Raw genomic sequence first — 14667 nt, 5'->3', positions numbered from 1 at the left:
GTTTCTTTTTGGAGTGAGTCCATGTCTTATCACTGGAACTGGGGCATTCTGCTAAGTCCGGTTTCCACCGGCGAGCCCACGACTTATCTCGGCTGGCTGATCTCCGGCTTCTGGGTGACGATCACCGTGTCGCTCGCAGCCTGGGTGATCGCGCTCGTCGTCGGTTCGCTGTTCGGCATCATGCGAACGGTCCCGAATCGCTGGCTCTCGGGCGCGGGCACCGTCTATGTCGCGATCTTCCGCAACATTCCGCTGATCGTGCAGTTCTTCATCTGGTATCTCGTGATTCCGGAACTGCTGCCGCCTTCCATCGGCAACTGGTTCAAGCAACTGCCGCCGTCGGCGCAGTTCTTTTCGTCGTCGATCATCTGTCTCGGGCTTTTCACCGGCGCGCGCGTGTGCGAACAGGTGCGCTCGGGCATCAACGCGCTGCCGCGCGGACAGCGCAATGCGGGCCTCGCGATGGGCTTCACGCAATGGCAGACGTATCGCTATGTGCTGATGCCGGTGGCTTACCGCATCATCGTGCCGCCGCTCACGTCCGAGTTCCTCAACGTGTTCAAGAACTCGGCGGTGGCATCGACTATCGGTCTGCTCGACCTGTCCGCGCAGGCGCGGCAGCTCGTCGACTACACCGCGCAGACGTATGAATCGTTCATCGCGGTGACGCTCGCGTACATGCTCATCAACCTGGTCGTGATGCTCCTGATGCGCTGGGTCGAAGCGAAGACGCGGCTGCCTGGCTACATCGGAGGCAAGTAATGCATCAGTTCAACTGGAGTGGCGTCATCGGCTCGCTGCCTACGCTGTGGACGGGCGCCATCATCACGCTGCAGATCACGGTGCTCGCCATCGTGGTCGGCATCATCTGGGGAACGGTGCTCGCACTGTTCCGGCTGTCCGGCATCAAGCCGCTGCAGTGGTTCGCGGGCGCCTACGTCACGCTCTTTCGCTCGATTCCGCTCGTGATGGTGCTGCTGTGGTTCTTCCTGATCGTGCCGCAGCTCTTGCAGAACGTGCTCGGGCTTTCGGCGGATATCGACATTCGCCTTGCATCGGCGATGGTCGCGTTCTCGCTTTTCGAAGCCGCGTACTATTCGGAAATCATTCGCGCGGGCATTCAGGCGGTGCCGCGCGGGCAGGTCAACGCGGCGTTCGCGCTCGGCATGAACTACGCTCAGGCGATGAAACTCGTCGTGCTGCCGCAGGCGTTCCGCGCGATGGTGCCGCTGCTCCTTACGCAGGCCATCGTCCTCTTTCAGGACACGTCGCTCGTCTACGTCATCAGTCTCGCGGACTTCTTCCGCACGGCGGCGAACATCGGCGACCGCGACGGCACCATCGTCGAAATGGTCCTCTTCGCCGGAGCGTGCTATTTCGTGGTTTGCGTGGTGGCGTCGGCCCTCGTCAAAAGTCTTCAGAAAAAGGTCGCAAGATGATCTCTATCAAGAATGTATCGAAGTGGTACGGGCAGTTTCAGGTGCTCACCGACTGCACGACCGAAGTGAAGAAGGGCGAAGTCGTCGTGGTATGCGGGCCGTCGGGTTCGGGCAAGTCGACGCTCATCAAGACGGTCAACGGCCTCGAACCGTTCCAGAAGGGCGAGATCGCGATCAACGGCCAGTCGCTGACGGACAAGAAGACGAACCTCTCGAAGCTGCGCTCGAAGGTCGGCATGGTGTTCCAGCATTTCGAACTGTTCCCGCATCTGTCGATCGTGCAGAACCTCACGCTCGCGCAGATCAAGGTGCTTGGCCGCTCGAAGGACGAGGCGACGCAGAAGGGCCTGAAGCTGCTCGATCGCGTGGGCTTGCGCGCGCACGCCGACAAGTATCCGGGCCAGTTGTCGGGCGGTCAGCAGCAGCGCGTGGCGATTGCGCGCGCGCTGTCGATGGACCCGATCGCGATGCTCTTCGACGAGCCGACTTCCGCGCTCGATCCCGAGATGATCAACGAAGTGCTGGACGTGATGGTCGAACTGGCGCAGGAAGGCATGACCATGATGTGCGTGACGCACGAGATGGGCTTCGCGAAGAAGGTGGCGAACCGCGTGATCTTCATGGACCGCGGGATCATCGTCGAGGACGATCAGAAAGAAGCGTTCTTCGCGAATCCGAAGTCGGACCGCGCGAAGGATTTTCTAGCGAAGATCCTGCACTGAGTTCGCGGGCAGGGAAGCGGCGCTTTCGAGAGAAAGCGCCGCTTTTTTATTCGATGCCCAGTTCCGATTCCACTGCCGCCGTCGTGCGGATCTCGTCGACCTTCAACGCCGATCCGACGCACGCCTTGGCGAGCGGCTCCGCCGCCTTCCTCGCGACTTCTTCCGGCACGGGAATGTTGACCGTGCGCGCGAGCGCGCCCTGCTGGAACATCGCGAGGTCGCCGGGGGCGAAGCGCGTCCAGACTTCGTTGTCCGTGAGCGGCGACGTGGCGATTACCGCGACGCGATCTTCCGGCGTCGTGTACTTGGCGAAGTCGATCGACATGTCCGCGTCGATCAGATGCGCGGTCGAGAACGGCCAGCTTCGCACCAGATAGTACAAATGCGTCGAACAGTGCGAGAAGAGCGCCTGGCCGTTCGACATCAGAAAGTTGAAGACGCCGTACTGCGTGATGTCGCGCGTGAGCGTGGCGAGGGTGTCGAAGAGTTCGTCGAGCGGCGGCTGGGAGCCGGGAAAGGCGCGCCGCAAGCCGTGCAGCAACGCGCAAAACGCGAGTTCGCTATCCGTGGTGCCAACCGGCTGATAAACGCCCGTCAACTCGGGCGCGTGGCCGTTGAGATCGCCGTTGTGCGCGAAGATCCAGTGCCGTCCCCACAATTCGCGCATGAACGGATGGCAGTTCTCAAGCAGAATGTGCCCCTGCGTCGCCTTGCGAATATGCGCGATGGTGTTCTTCGACTTGATCGGATAGCGCTTCACCATCTCGGCGAGCGGCGAACTCGCCGAAGACTGATGATCGATGAAAAGCCTGCACGCCTTGTCTTCGAAGAACGCGATACCCCAGCCGTCCGCGTGATGATCCGTCATTCCGCCGCGCGCGGCGAACCCGGTGAACGAGAAGGTCACGTCGGTCGGTTCGGCGCAATTCATTCCGAGAAGTTGGCACATGGTGCTGAAGCAGACGGGCTAAGGCTCTAGGCCGGGTTGTTACAATACGTCCGACAAGCATATCACCGGCACCCGCCCGAAAAAATCGAAGGGCGCGCACCGCGAGCGCGCGTTGTGCATTTTCCACGGCGGTTTTTTCCGGTCTGAAGCCCGAAGCGCCCGCGCCTTGCTTGCAGTCCGCTTTCTCGTTCAACGTCCTCGCCGTCATCACGCCATGTCCGCTACCACCGCATCGACTCATTCGCCCACGACGCCCGCCACGCTCACCCTAGCGCGCCCAGACGACTGGCATCTGCATGTGCGCGACGGCGCGACGCTCACCGCCGTCCTGCCGCACACGGCGCGTCAGTTCGGGCGCGCGATCATCATGCCGAACCTGAAGCCGCCCGTCACGACGACGGACATGGCCGCGGCCTACCGCGAGCGGATTCTGGCCGCGCGCCCGAAGGACGGTCCCGGCGCGCGCTTCGAACCGCTGATGACGCTCTATCTCACCGACAACACGCCGCCGGACGAAATTCGCCGCGCGCGGGAGAGCGGCTTCGTGCATGGCGTGAAGCTGTATCCGGCGGGCGCGACGACCAATTCCGACGCGGGCGTGACGGATCTGCTCGGCAAGTGCGCGAAAACGCTGGAAGCGATGCAGGAAGTCGGCATGCCCTTGCTGACGCACGGCGAAGTGACGGACAGCGACATCGACGTGTTCGACCGCGAAAAGGTGTTCATCGACCGTGTGATGACACCGCTGCGCCGCGATTTCCTTGAACTCAAGATCGTGTTCGAGCACATCACGACGAAGGACGCCGCCGAGTACGTGCGCGACGCGCAAGGCGCGATCGGCGCGACGATCACCGCGCATCACCTGCTGTACAACCGCAACGCGATTCTCGTCGGCGGCATCCGGCCGCATTGCTACTGCTTGCCGGTGCTCAAGCGCGAGACGCATCGCGTGGCGCTCGTCGAGGCGGCGACGTCGGGCAATTCGCGCTTCTTCCTCGGCACCGACAGTGCGCCGCATCCGAAGGGTTTGAAGGAGCACGCGTGCGGCTGCGCCGGCTGCTATACCGCGCTGCACGCGCTGGAGTTGTACGCCGAAGCCTTCGACAAGGCCGGCGCGCTCGACAAGCTGGAAGGTTTCGCGAGCTTTCACGGCGCGGACTTCTACGGCCTGCCGCGCAGCGAGGAAAAGGTGACGCTCGAGCGCGCATCGTGGACGCTGCCCGCCGAGTTCAGCGCCGGCGATACCGGCATCGTCCCGCTGCGAGGCGGTGAGACGATCGGCTGGCGGTTCGTCGACGCGGCGTGAGTCGAGTGCGGCAACCGGCGCTTTGCAACTTGCATGATGAATTCGGCGAAATTGACTGGACGCAGCCGTGGCTTCGGCCGATCGCGTCGCGCGGCGCGCGTTGGCAAGCGGCGGCGCTCGACGGCTCCGCGCGCTATCTGACGCGACTGAACGCCGACGCGAGCGAAGCGGCGCTCGTCACCGGACGCGGGGAGCGGCTCGCGTTCATCGCGCAGGAAGCGCTGCCGGAAGGCGAATCCTACGAAGCGCATATCGCGCGCACGGGCCGCGTGCCGACGCGCCACAATCTGCACGATTTCTTCAACGGGCTGATGTGGTTCGCGTATCCGCGCATCAAGGCGGCACTGAACGCGCGTCAGGCCGATCAGATCGATGCGCTCGGCATCGGTCCGACGCGCGGCGGCGTGCGCGACGCGCTCACGCTCTTCGACGAAAACGCGGTGCTGTTCGCCTGCGCGGATGCGTCGCTCGCGGATGCCCTGCGCCGCTTCGACTGGCGCGCGCTGTTCGTCGACGGCCGGGCGTCGTGGGGCACGCGCTGCGAGGCGCGCATCTTCGGCCATGCGCTGCTGGAAAAGCTCGTCGCGCCGTACAAGGCGTGCACCGGGCACGCATGGATCGTGGAGGTGCCCGCCGCCTATTTTTCGCTCGACGACGAAGCTCGCCGCGCGACGCTCGACGATCTCGTCTGCCAAAGCGTCATCGCGACGCCGCTCGCGAGCCGCGCGTTCGCGCCGCTGCCCGTGCTCGGCGTGCCCGGCTGGTGCGATGCGAACGCCGACGCCGCGTTCTACGACGACACGTCCGTGTTCCGCGCGGGGCGGCGCGTCGCGGGGAGCGCGGAAGGCGCGTGCTAGAATCGTCGCCGCAAAGCGGGCCAGGCAGTCGCGGCTCTGGCGCTTCAGGGCGCCGGGGGCGAGGAAAGTCCGGACTCCACAGGGCAGGGTGATGGCTAACGGCCATCCGTGGCAACACGCGGAACAGGGCAACAGAAAGCAAACCGCCGATGGCTTCGGGCGCGAGTCTGAAGATCAGGTAAGGGTGAAACGGTGCGGTAAGAGCGCACCGCGGCCGTCGCGAGACGTGCCGGCACGGTAACCTCCACCCGGAGCAATTCCAAATAGGCAGGCGCGCATCTTCGGATGCAGGACGGGGCCCCCGTTCGCCTGCGGGTAGGAAGCTCGAGCGCGTCAGCAATGGCGCGCCTAGAGGAATGGCTGCCACGCGCGTTCGCCTTTGGGCGGCGCGTGCACAGAATCCGGCTTATCGGCCCGCTTTGTCATCGATCAAAAGAAAAGCCGGCGTCATGCGTGACGCCGGCTTTTTTCATTGCGATGCGCTCAGCGCTCGACGATATCGAACGAATGCGTGAGTTCGGCCGTCTTCGCAAGCATGATCGACGCCGAGCAGTACTTGTCGTGCGACAGGTTGATCGCGCGCTCGACCGTTGCCGGGTTCAGGTTCTTGCCGGTGACGGTGAAGTGAAAGTGGATCTTCGTGAACACTTTCGGGTCTTCGCTCGCGCGTTCGGCCTTGAGCGTGACCGAGCAGTCTTCGATGTCCTGGCGGCTCTTCTTCAGGATCATCACGACGTCGTAGGCGGTGCAGCCGCCCGTGCCGAGCAGGACCATTTCCATCGGACGCGGCGCCAAATTGCGGCCGCCGCCTTCCGGCGCGCCGTCCATGGCGACGATGTGACCGCTGCCCGTTTCGGCGGCGAAGGCCATGCCGTCCTGTCCCATCCAGCTAACTTTGCATTCCATGCTCATGCTCCAGCCGATCGGCACTTATACGAACTATCGATTGTAGCCGGTTGGGTCTTCGCAAGCTGCGCGCGGTCCGCGCATTTACGGGTTGACGGACGGCTGGGGAACGTCGGCGCGCAGCTCGCGCTGCATTCGATCTAGCTTTGACGAAGCATCTCGACTCGCCGATATGTTCGTCGCGCAAGTCCGACGCGCCTTAAACGATTGATTCGAAAGAAAAGTCTCCCCGACGTCGCGCCACAGGCTCATTGCGCGATGCGAAACGACTTCCCACGATGCAAATCTTCTTGCTTCGCAGCATGGCCGTGCCTATACTCGGCCCATTGGTTGTCGTAGTTCGACGAATCTACCGTGTCTCCTCCACCTCCTCCTATGGTGGATTGAACCCGAGCCTAGAAGCGCTCGGGTTTTTTTTCGCCTTTGCCGCCCGGTACGCGGCAACCCTGCGCGAAGTGATGCAACCCTTTGACGCATCGGGCAATTTCCCGTTATACTTTGCAGTTCTCTTTGCCACAAGCCCGCGAAGAGAAGCCTGTGAGAGCCTGCACGCGCCGTCGAGCGCACTTATAAGCAGGGCCGAACAAGGTCAAAGCACAAGGGCATTTCATTTTTGGATCGATCATGAAGACGTTTTCCGCAAAAGCCGAAGAGGTGACGCGCGAATGGTACGTGATTGACGCGACGGATAAGGTTCTCGGCCGTGTCGCCAGCGAAGTGGCACGCCGTCTTCGCGGCAAGCACAAGCCTGAATTTACTCCGCACGTCGACACCGGTGATTACATCATCATCGTCAATGCCGGCAAGCTGAAGGTCACGGGCAACAAGACCACGGACAAGAAGTACTATCGTCACTCGGGCTATCCGGGCGGCATCTATGAAACGACGTTCGGCAAGATGCAAGAGCGCTTCCCGGGCCGCGCGCTCGAGAAGGCTGTCAAGGGCATGCTGCCGAAGGGCCCGCTCGGCTACGCGATGATCAAGAAGCTGAAGGTCTACGCTGAAGCCACGCATCCGCACACGGCACAGCAGCCGAAGTCGCTCGAGATCTAAGGGGAGCCCACATGATCGGTAACTGGAACTACGGTACGGGCCGCCGCAAGAGCGCCGTCGCTCGTGTCTTCATCAAGTCGGGCAAGGGCGAGATCATCGTCAATGGCAAGCCCATCGCCGACTATTTCTCGCGCGAAACGTCGCTGATGATCGTGCGTCAACCGCTGGAACTCACGAACCACGGCACCACGTTCGACATCAAGGTCAACGTGAATGGCGGCGGCGAAACGGGTCAGGCAGGCGCGGTTCGCCACGGCATCACCCGCGCGCTGATGGACTACGACGCAACGCTCAAGTCGCAGCTGTCGAACGCGGGCTTCGTCACCCGCGACGCGCGTGAAGTGGAACGTAAGAAGGTCGGCTTCCACAAGGCACGCCGCAGGAAGCAATTCTCGAAGCGTTAATCGCTTTCGCGTTTCGCCGGGGGAAGTCCTGGCGAAGCTGCTTCGAAAGCCGCCCGCACTGCAAGGTGCCGGCGGCTTTTTCTATTGCCGCCTATTCGTCCGAATCAGTCGAATTTGCATATAGCCTCTTGATTTCATGGGCATTCGGCACGATTTTGAGATCAGCCCTACAATAGCGGCTAGAAGCTAAATTGGAGAGTTCAATGAGCGCTGTCAGCGACACCCCCACGACCGAAATGCCGATGCCGTTCGTCTTCACCGACGCCGCCGCGGAGAAGGTCAAGCAATTGATCGACGAAGAGGGCAATCCGGATCTGAAGCTGCGCGTGTTCGTGCAAGGCGGCGGATGCTCGGGTTTCCAGTACGGTTTCACGTTCGACGAAGAGGTCAACGAAGACGACACCGTGATGGACAAGAGCGGCGTGCAACTGCTGATCGACTCGATGAGCTACCAGTATCTCGTCGGCGCGGAGATCGACTACAAGGACGATATCAACGGCGCGCAGTTCGTGATCAAGAATCCGAACGCCACGACGACTTGCGGTTGCGGTTCCTCGTTCTCGGTCTGAGTACGGCGCAACGCCAAGCGACAGCGGAGCCTTCGGGCTCCGTTTTGCTTTCTAGCGCGGATAAATCGCGCCCAGTACGCGTTCGCCCGCCGCGCCCGTCACCGCGGCGAGATTGCCCGGCTCCCGCGCGACGCAGCGCATCGCGAGCCACGCGAACGCGAACGCCTCCACTTGCTGCGGCGGCACGCCGAGCGCATCCGTCGTCGTCACGGGCACACGGGAGACGCCGGTTTCGTCGAGTGCCTGCTGCAGCATCTTCATCAGCACCGGATTGCGCGCGCCGCCGCCGCAGACATAGACCGCGCGCGCGTCCGATGCGTGGCGCGCGATTTCGCGCGCGACCGTCGTTGCGGTGAGCGCGGTCAGCGTCGCCTGGACGTCGGCGGGGGCGAGGGCGGCGAAAGGCGCGAGCTTCGCGTCGAGCCAGGCGGGATTGAAGAGATCGCGGCCGGTGCTCTTGGGCGGCGGCTCGGCGAAGAACGGCTCGTCGAGGAGCGCGTTCAGCAGCGGCCGATTCACCTGACCTTGCGCCGCGAACTGGCCGCCATCGTCGTAAGCACGCTGCAGATGCCGATGCGCCCACTCGTCGATGAGCGCGTTCGCCGGACCGCAATCGAAGCCGCGCACCGCGCCGGTCGCCGCGAGGATCGTGATATTGCTGATGCCGCCCAGATTGCAGACGACGCGCGTCTCGTTCTTCGCGCCGAAAATCGTCGCATGAAAGGCCGGCACGAGCGGCGCGCCTTGGCCGCCCGCCGCGACGTCGCGGCTGCGAAAATCGGCGATCACGTCGATATTCGTCATTTCGGCGAGCAGCGCCGGATTGTTGATCTGCCGCGTGTAGCCCTTTTCCGGCCGATGCCGCACCGTCTGCCCATGCACGCCGATCGCGCGCACCTTCGTCGACGAGTAGCCGCTCATGCTCTGCAGTTCGTGACAGCACACGGCGTAGCGCGTGGCGAGCGCATTGCCGGCCAGCGCCTCGCGCTCGAGTTCGTTGTCGCCGGGGGCTTGCAGCGCGAAGAGCGCGTCGCGAAGTCCTTGCGAGAAGGAAACGTGCGCCTCGCCGAGCACGACGGGCGGCTTGCCTGTCGTGAACTGCACCGCCACGCCATCCACGCCGTCCATGCTCGTGCCCGACATCAGGCCGAAGTAGACGCCGTCCGCCTTGCCGGTTTCGATTGCTTCGGCTTTTTTCCCCACGCGCTTCTCCTCGTCGATGCTCCTGCGTCAAGCCGCGATTATCCGCGCATCCGGTTGAATCGTTAAGATGCGTTACCGCGCCGAAGTTCGCCCGAATGCCGCCAAACGGCACCGAAGCGGCCTTCCTCGCGTAAAATCCTGAGCCTGAACAGGCCATTGCGCGCGTTTTTCTCCACGCGTTCGCCGCCGGGCTTCGTCCGCGATGGCACTCATCTCACCTCAAAAGCCGCAAGCATGACGACAGACTCCAACGCCTCTTCCGCGCCCTCGACCCAGGCCCTGCCGATCACCGACGACGTGCGCGCCGCGCTCGCCGTCGCCAAGCGCGGCTGCGACGAACTGCTGATCGAAGACGAGTTCGCGCAGAAGCTCGCGAGGAGCGCCGCCACCGGCAAGCCGCTGCGCATCAAGCTCGGGCTCGATCCGACCGCGCCGGACATTCACATCGGCCATACGGTCGTGCTGAACAAGATGCGCCAGTTGCAGGACCTCGGGCATCAGGTCATCTTCCTGATCGGCGATTTCACATCGCTCATCGGCGATCCGTCCGGCCGCAACGCCACGCGCCCGCCGCTCACGCGCGAGCAGATCGAGAACAACGCGAGGACGTACTTCGAGCAGGCTGCGCTCGTGCTCGACCGCGAAAAGACCGAAATTCGCTACAACAGCGAATGGTCGATGCCGCTCGGCGCGGACGGCATGATCAAGCTCGCGTCCCGCTATACGGTCGCGCGCATTCTCGAACGCGAGGATTTCACCAAGCGCTTCCAGGGCGGCGTGCCGATCTCGATTCATGAATTCCTGTACCCGTTGATGCAGGGCTACGACTCCGTCGCGCTCAACGCTGATCTCGAACTCGGCGGCACGGACCAGAAGTTCAACCTGCTCGTCGGCCGCGAATTGCAGAAGCAGTACGGGCAGGAACAGCAGTGCATTCTCACGATGCCGCTGCTCGAAGGGCTCGACGGCGTCGACAAGATGTCGAAGTCGAAGAACAACTACGTCGGCATCAGCGAGAAGCCGACCGACATGTTCGGCAAGCTGATGAGCATTTCCGACACGCTGATGTGGCGTTACTTCGAGCTGCTGTCGTTCCGCAGCATCGAGGAGATCGCGCGTTTCAGGCAGGAAGCGGAGGGCGGGCGCAATCCGCGCGACTTCAAGGTGATGCTCGCGCAGGAAATCGTCGCGCGCTTTCATTCGCCGGCGGATGCCCAGCGCGCGCTCGAGGACTTCAACCATCGCGCGAAGGGCGGCGTGCCCGACGACATTCCGACGGTCACGCTCGCGGGCGCGCCGCTCGCGATCGGTCAGATGCTCAAGCAGGCGGGCCTCGTGCCGTCGACGAGCGAAGCGCTGCGCAATATCGAGCAGGGCGGCGTGAAGATCGACGGCGCCACCGTTTCCGACAAGGCGCTCAAGGTCGAGCCGGGCGAGTTCGTCGTGCAGGTCGGCAAGCGCCGCTTCGCGCGCGTGACGCTGACGGCATGATCGCGCTGATCCAGCGCGTGCGGCGCGCGGACGTGCGCGTCGGCGAGCGCGTGACCGGCGCGATCGATGCCGGCCTGCTCGCGCTCGTCTGCGCCGAACGCGGCGACACCGAGGCCGCCGCCGACAAGCTGCTCGCGAAGATGCTCGCGTATCGGGTGTTCAGCGACCCCGCCGGCAAGATGAACCTGTCGGTGCAGAACATCGACGGCGCCGGACGCGCGGGCGGCGTGCTGCTGGTGTCGCAATTCACGCTCGCCGCCGATACGTCGAGCGGCTTGCGTCCGAGTTTCACGCCCGCCGCGCCGCCCGACGAAGGCAAGCGGCTTTTCGATTACTTCGTGCGCGAGGCGCGGGCGAAGCATTCGGTCGTCGAGACAGGCGAATTCGGCGCCGACATGCAGGTGTCGCTCGTCAACGACGGCCCCGTCACCTTCTGGCTGCAAATACGGCCCTGAACACACTTCTCCTATGACGACGCAAGTCCTGTTCATCCGGCACGGCGAAACCGACTGGAACCGCATCAAGCGCATTCAGGGGCATGTCGATATTCCGCTCTCGGAACATGGCATGTTGCAGGCGGAACAACTCGGCGCGCGTGTCGCGCGGGAAGGGCGGCTCGACGCCGCCTATTCGAGCGACCTTTTACGCGCCCAGCAGACGGCGCAGCCTTTCGCCGACGCACTCGGGCTTGACCTGCGCTTGTCCGAAGGCTTGCGCGAGCGTCAGTACGGCGCGTTTCAGGGCCACGACAGCGACGAGATCAGCGAGAAATTTCCCGCCGAATATGTCGAATGGCAGACGCGCGACCCCGGTTTCGCGCCGCCCGGCGGCGAATCGCAGCGCGTCTTTTATCACCGCGTGGTGCACGCGATGGAGCCGATCGTCGCGGCGCATCCGGGTGGACGCATTGCGTGCGTGGCGCACGGCGGCGTGCTGGACTGCATTTACCGGTTCGCGATGAAGCTGTCGCTTCACGAGCCGCGCAACTGGCCGCTGCTCAACTGCAGCATCAATGTGGTCGATTACGATGGCGCGGCGGCGAGCGTCGTGTCCTGGGGCGACGTCTCGCATCTCGCGACCGATACCAGCGACGACGGCTTGCGCAAGCCGGCCTAGTCTTTCTTTGCCGCGACGCGCAGCCGCGCGCGTTTCGCGATGCCGTTGACGAGCGCCCAGCGAATCACAGGCGCCATCGCGCGCACGCCGGGGCGCGCAATCGTCCGTCGCAGAGGCGCAAGCGCGGACAACCCGAGCATCTCTTGAGCCCAGTCGGGAAGCAGATCGACGCCTGCGCTGAACACCAGCTTGCTCGCCGGCTTCATCGCGACGCTTGGCGTCGGCGCGTTCTTCAGCACGCGAATGACTTCCTGCGTGCGCTCGCTCGCGTGCAGCAGCGGACGCATGGCATCCAGATACGTTTGGATCTGCGCGCGCGTGGCGGGCACGTCGCGCGCGCCGAGCAAGCGGGCGATGGTCTCGGTTTCTTCGAAATAGCGGTCCTGATCCGCCTCCGACAGCGCCGGATTCACGTAGCGCAAGTAGCCCTGCAGGAAGCTCGTCACTTCCGCCACGTGCACCCAGGTCAGCAGGTCGGGATCGTCCGCGCGATACGGGCGGCCATCGGGCGCGGTCCCCGTCACGTTCAGATGGATGCGCTTCACGCGCTCGATCAGCGCGAGCGCATCGTGTCGATTGCCGAACGTCGTGCCCGCAACGAAAGTCGCCGTGCGACGCAGACGGCCGAGAATATCGGAGCGAAAACTCGAATGATCCCAGACGCCGGCGAGCGCCAGCGGATGCAGCGTTTGCAGCAGGAGCGCGCTAATGCCGCCCGTCATCATCGACGTGAAATCGGCGTGGACTTTCCAGCAGACGGTCTGCGGGCCGAAGAGACCGGGATCGCCCGGCGGCGACGAATAGTCGAGCGTCGGGCCGCTGCCGGTCGTGAGACTCGTAATCCCGCGCGCAATCGACGACCGCATCCGCGTAACCAACGTTGCCTGATCCGACATGCGCTAGCCGTTGTTCGCGTCCCAGAGATCGCGGATCGGGCCACCGTCCGGCGCGGCGATGCCGAAATGCCGGTACGTGAGGAGCGTTGCGACGCGGCCGCGCGGCGTGCGCTGCAAATAGCCTTGCTGGATGAGATACGGTTCGAGCACGTCCTCGATGGTGTCGCGCTCCTCGCCGATTGCCGCCGCGAGATTGTCCACGCCGACGGGCCCGCCGTCGAACTTGTTGAGGATGGCTTCGAGCAGCTTGCGGTCCATGAGATCGAAGCCGACCGGATCGACGTCGAGCATCTTGAGCGCAGCATCCGCGACTTCGGCGGTGATGCTGCCGTTCGCCTTCACTTCGGCGTAATCGCGCACGCGTCGCAGCAGCCGGTTCGCGATACGCGGCGTGCCGCGCGAGCGCCGCGCGATTTCCAGCGCGCCTTCGGGCACGATGTCCGCCTTCAGCAGCGAGGCCGACCGCGACACGATGCGCGCGAGTTCGTTCGCGTTGTAGAACTCGAGCCGCGACACGATGCCGAAGCGGTCGCGCAGCGGATTGGTCAGCATGCCCGCGCGCGTGGTCGCGCCGACGAGCGTGAACGGCTGAAGGTCCAGCTTGACGCTGCGCGCGGCCGGCCCTTCGCCGATCATGATGTCGATCTGATAATCCTCGAGCGCCGGATACAGAATTTCCTCGACGACCGGCGAGAGCCGATGAATCTCGTCGATGAAGAGCACGTCGTTCGCTTCGAGATTAGTGAGGAGCGCGGCGAGGTCGCCCGCGCGCTCCAGCACCGGCCCCGACGTCTGCCGCAGATTGACGCCCATTTCACGCGCGATGATATGCGCGAGCGTCGTCTTGCCGAGACCGGGCGGACCGAAGAGCAAGACGTGATCGAGCGCTTCGGAGCGGCGCTTGGCCGCTTCGATGAAGATTTCGAGCTGGCCGCGCACCTTTTCCTGGCCGACGTATTCGTCGAGCTGGCGCGGGCGCAGCGCGCGCTCGAACGCTTCTTCGTTCGGCGAGACGGGCGTGGCCGAAATGATGCGTTCGGCGGCGAGTTTGTCGGTTTCGATCATGGGTCGATTGTACAGCGTGCCTTCCCGCAACGAACCTGGCCGAACGGCCTAGTGGCGGGCCGCTCGAAGCGTCTGCGAAGATCGCGCTTCAGGCCTTCGAAAGCGCCTTCAACGCGAGCTTGATGCCCTCGGACACGCCGCTTCCGGCCGGCACGTTCTTGATGGCGGCGAGCGCTTCCTTCTCGGAATAGCCGAGCGCGAGCAGCGCGTTGAGAATGTCGGATGCGTGGTCGGACTGGGAAGCCGCGCTCGCCATCGCGCCGAGATCGGCGCCGAGCTTGCCTTTCAGTTCGAGCAGAAGCCGCTCGGCCGTTTTCTTGCCGATGCCCGGCACGCGCGTGAGCCGCGCGCTGTCCTGCGTCGTCACGGTCTGCGCGAGTTCCTGCACGCTCATGCCGGAGAGCACGGCCAACGCCATGCGCGCGCCGATGCCGCTGATCTTTAACAACTCGCGAAACGTCGCGCGTTCCTGCGACGTGAGAAAGCCGTAGAGCAGATGCGCGTCCTCGCGCACGATCATCTGCGTGAGCAGCACGACCTTTTCGCCGGCATTCGGCAGGTTGTAGAACGTGCTCATCGGCACGTCGATTTCATAGCCGACGCCATTGCAATCGACGAGCAAGTGCGGCGGATTTTTTTCCAGCAGAACGCCGGCGATGCGACCAATCATGTTTGCTTTGTGTGGGTGAAA

At 63.8% G+C, this 14667-nt stretch carries 18 protein-coding genes and 1 other RNA gene; 13 read left to right on the top strand and 6 right to left on the bottom strand.

Features of this window, described 5'->3' with window-relative positions; genetic code table 11:
* Positions 1–21 precede the first annotated feature (21 nt).
* Genes LDZ27_RS12810 through LDZ27_RS12800 form a run of 3 tightly spaced genes read left to right on the top strand, consistent with a single transcriptional unit; the run spans position 22 to position 2161 of the window.
* Positions 22–762, top strand: coding sequence for an amino acid ABC transporter permease (locus LDZ27_RS12810; protein ID WP_244814442.1), 741 nt, complete (start codon positions 22–24; stop codon positions 760–762).
* Positions 762–1439: a glutamate/aspartate ABC transporter permease GltK gene (gene gltK, locus LDZ27_RS12805; protein ID WP_244814441.1), complete on the top strand. Its 678-nt coding sequence runs from the start codon at positions 762–764 to the stop codon at positions 1437–1439. Before LDZ27_RS12810 ends, gltK begins: the two co-directional genes overlap by 1 nt.
* Complete coding sequence (locus LDZ27_RS12800) at positions 1436–2161, top strand: amino acid ABC transporter ATP-binding protein (RefSeq protein ID WP_244814440.1); 726 nt, start codon at positions 1436–1438, stop codon at positions 2159–2161. The genes gltK and LDZ27_RS12800 overlap by 4 nt, the downstream gene beginning before the upstream one ends.
* Positions 2162–2207: 46 nt before the next feature.
* On the opposite strand, the gene LDZ27_RS12795 is transcribed toward LDZ27_RS12800, so the two are convergent.
* On the bottom strand, positions 2208–3110 hold the full coding sequence (locus LDZ27_RS12795; RefSeq protein ID WP_370653316.1) for a class II glutamine amidotransferase: 903 nt from the start codon (positions 3108–3110) through the stop codon (positions 2208–2210).
* Between the two features lie 214 nt (positions 3111–3324).
* On the opposite strand from LDZ27_RS12795, the gene pyrC reads away from it, so the two are divergent.
* From pyrC to rnpB, 3 genes are all read left to right on the top strand, one after another.
* The gene (pyrC, locus tag LDZ27_RS12790; RefSeq protein ID WP_244814439.1) at positions 3325–4416 is read left to right on the top strand and encodes a dihydroorotase; all 1092 of its coding nucleotides are present in this window, start codon (positions 3325–3327) and stop codon (positions 4414–4416) included.
* A gap of 29 nt (positions 4417–4445) precedes the next feature.
* Positions 4446–5273 (top strand): DUF3025 domain-containing protein, encoded by an 828-nt coding sequence (locus tag LDZ27_RS12785; protein ID WP_244814438.1) that lies wholly within the window; start codon positions 4446–4448, stop codon positions 5271–5273.
* Positions 5274–5285: 12 nt separating this feature from the next.
* An RNA gene (gene rnpB, locus LDZ27_RS12780) (RNase P RNA component class A) lies at positions 5286–5698 on the top strand.
* A 58-nt stretch (positions 5699–5756) separates the two neighbouring features.
* Here rnpB and LDZ27_RS12775 read toward each other — a convergent pair.
* Positions 5757–6179, bottom strand: coding sequence for an OsmC family protein (locus tag LDZ27_RS12775; protein ID WP_244814437.1), 423 nt, complete (start codon positions 6177–6179; stop codon positions 5757–5759).
* A 278-nt stretch (positions 6180–6457) separates the two neighbouring features.
* On the opposite strand from LDZ27_RS12775, the gene LDZ27_RS12770 reads away from it, so the two are divergent.
* From LDZ27_RS12770 to erpA, 4 genes are all read left to right on the top strand, one after another.
* The gene (locus LDZ27_RS12770) at positions 6458–6859 is read left to right on the top strand and encodes a hypothetical protein (protein WP_244814436.1); all 402 of its coding nucleotides are present in this window, start codon (positions 6458–6460) and stop codon (positions 6857–6859) included.
* A complete protein-coding gene (gene rplM, locus LDZ27_RS12765) occupies positions 6804–7232 on the top strand; it encodes a 50S ribosomal protein L13 (RefSeq protein WP_244814435.1) in 429 nt (142 codons plus the stop codon). Before LDZ27_RS12770 ends, rplM begins: the two co-directional genes overlap by 56 nt.
* Before the next feature lie 11 nt (positions 7233–7243).
* Positions 7244–7636 (top strand): 30S ribosomal protein S9, encoded by a 393-nt coding sequence (gene rpsI / locus LDZ27_RS12760; protein WP_035497678.1) that lies wholly within the window; start codon positions 7244–7246, stop codon positions 7634–7636.
* Positions 7637–7839: 203 nt separating this feature from the next.
* Positions 7840–8205: an iron-sulfur cluster insertion protein ErpA gene (gene erpA, locus LDZ27_RS12755; RefSeq protein ID WP_244814434.1), complete on the top strand. Its 366-nt coding sequence runs from the start codon at positions 7840–7842 to the stop codon at positions 8203–8205.
* A gap of 51 nt (positions 8206–8256) precedes the next feature.
* On the opposite strand, the gene LDZ27_RS12750 is transcribed toward erpA, so the two are convergent.
* Positions 8257–9348, bottom strand: a complete 1092-nt coding sequence (locus LDZ27_RS12750; RefSeq protein ID WP_244816142.1) for an anhydro-N-acetylmuramic acid kinase — start codon at positions 9346–9348, stop codon at positions 8257–8259.
* 294 nt (positions 9349–9642) lie between these two features.
* Here LDZ27_RS12750 and tyrS point away from each other — a divergent pair, with 294 nt between their 5' ends.
* From tyrS to LDZ27_RS12735, 3 genes are read left to right on the top strand one after another with little or no spacing between them, the layout of a single operon-like run.
* Positions 9643–10899: a tyrosine--tRNA ligase gene (gene tyrS, locus LDZ27_RS12745; RefSeq protein WP_244814433.1), complete on the top strand. Its 1257-nt coding sequence runs from the start codon at positions 9643–9645 to the stop codon at positions 10897–10899.
* On the top strand, positions 10896–11354 hold the full coding sequence (gene dtd, locus LDZ27_RS12740; RefSeq protein ID WP_244814432.1) for a D-aminoacyl-tRNA deacylase: 459 nt from the start codon (positions 10896–10898) through the stop codon (positions 11352–11354). The genes tyrS and dtd overlap by 4 nt, the downstream gene beginning before the upstream one ends.
* A gap of 13 nt (positions 11355–11367) precedes the next feature.
* Complete coding sequence (locus LDZ27_RS12735) at positions 11368–12015, top strand: histidine phosphatase family protein (RefSeq protein WP_244814431.1); 648 nt, start codon at positions 11368–11370, stop codon at positions 12013–12015.
* Here the strand turns inward: LDZ27_RS12735 and LDZ27_RS12730 are convergent.
* The 3 genes from LDZ27_RS12730 to ruvA form a co-directional block, all read right to left on the bottom strand.
* Positions 12012–12911, bottom strand: coding sequence for an oxygenase MpaB family protein (locus LDZ27_RS12730; RefSeq protein WP_244814430.1), 900 nt, complete (start codon positions 12909–12911; stop codon positions 12012–12014). The two genes, LDZ27_RS12735 and LDZ27_RS12730, sit on opposite strands and share 4 nt — an antisense overlap.
* A gap of 3 nt (positions 12912–12914) precedes the next feature.
* On the bottom strand, positions 12915–13976 hold the full coding sequence (ruvB, locus tag LDZ27_RS12725; protein ID WP_244814429.1) for a Holliday junction branch migration DNA helicase RuvB: 1062 nt from the start codon (positions 13974–13976) through the stop codon (positions 12915–12917).
* An 88-nt stretch (positions 13977–14064) separates the two neighbouring features.
* On the bottom strand, positions 14065–14646 hold the full coding sequence (gene ruvA / locus LDZ27_RS12720; RefSeq protein ID WP_244814428.1) for a Holliday junction branch migration protein RuvA: 582 nt from the start codon (positions 14644–14646) through the stop codon (positions 14065–14067).
* Positions 14647–14667: the final 21 nt, after the last annotated feature.

The sequence above is a fragment of the Caballeronia sp. Lep1P3 genome (assembly GCF_022879595.1).
Lineage (GTDB): Bacteria > Pseudomonadota > Gammaproteobacteria > Burkholderiales > Burkholderiaceae > Caballeronia.
The sequence above is the reverse complement of the archived record's forward strand: the minus strand, read 5'-3'. Positions and strand labels throughout refer to the sequence as shown.

Excerpts from the sequence above, each read along its gene's own strand:
- LDZ27_RS12810 (WP_244814442.1), top strand. The coding sequence starts at position 22 with ATGTCTTATCACTGGAACTGGGGCATTCTGCTAAGTCCGGTTTCCACC.
- gltK (WP_244814441.1), top strand. The coding sequence starts at position 762 with ATGCATCAGTTCAACTGGAGTGGCGTCATCGGCTCGCTGCCTACGCTG.
- LDZ27_RS12800 (WP_244814440.1), top strand. The coding sequence starts at position 1,436 with ATGATCTCTATCAAGAATGTATCGAAGTGGTACGGGCAGTTTCAGGTG.
- LDZ27_RS12795 (WP_370653316.1), bottom strand. The coding sequence starts at position 3,110 with ATGTGCCAACTTCTCGGAATGAATTGCGCCGAACCGACCGACGTGACC.
- pyrC (WP_244814439.1), top strand. The coding sequence starts at position 3,325 with ATGTCCGCTACCACCGCATCGACTCATTCGCCCACGACGCCCGCCACG.
- LDZ27_RS12775 (WP_244814437.1), bottom strand. The coding sequence starts at position 6,179 with ATGGAATGCAAAGTTAGCTGGATGGGACAGGACGGCATGGCCTTCGCC.
- LDZ27_RS12770 (WP_244814436.1), top strand. The coding sequence starts at position 6,458 with ATGCAAATCTTCTTGCTTCGCAGCATGGCCGTGCCTATACTCGGCCCA.
- rplM (WP_244814435.1), top strand. The coding sequence starts at position 6,804 with ATGAAGACGTTTTCCGCAAAAGCCGAAGAGGTGACGCGCGAATGGTAC.
- rpsI (WP_035497678.1), top strand. The coding sequence starts at position 7,244 with ATGATCGGTAACTGGAACTACGGTACGGGCCGCCGCAAGAGCGCCGTC.
- erpA (WP_244814434.1), top strand. The coding sequence starts at position 7,840 with ATGAGCGCTGTCAGCGACACCCCCACGACCGAAATGCCGATGCCGTTC.
- LDZ27_RS12750 (WP_244816142.1), bottom strand. The coding sequence starts at position 9,348 with ATGTCGGGCACGAGCATGGACGGCGTGGATGGCGTGGCGGTGCAGTTC.
- tyrS (WP_244814433.1), top strand. The coding sequence starts at position 9,643 with ATGACGACAGACTCCAACGCCTCTTCCGCGCCCTCGACCCAGGCCCTG.
- dtd (WP_244814432.1), top strand. The coding sequence starts at position 10,896 with ATGATCGCGCTGATCCAGCGCGTGCGGCGCGCGGACGTGCGCGTCGGC.
- LDZ27_RS12735 (WP_244814431.1), top strand. The coding sequence starts at position 11,368 with ATGACGACGCAAGTCCTGTTCATCCGGCACGGCGAAACCGACTGGAAC.
- LDZ27_RS12730 (WP_244814430.1), bottom strand. The coding sequence starts at position 12,911 with ATGTCGGATCAGGCAACGTTGGTTACGCGGATGCGGTCGTCGATTGCG.
- ruvB (WP_244814429.1), bottom strand. The coding sequence starts at position 13,976 with ATGATCGAAACCGACAAACTCGCCGCCGAACGCATCATTTCGGCCACG.
- ruvA (WP_244814428.1), bottom strand. The coding sequence starts at position 14,646 with ATGATTGGTCGCATCGCCGGCGTTCTGCTGGAAAAAAATCCGCCGCAC.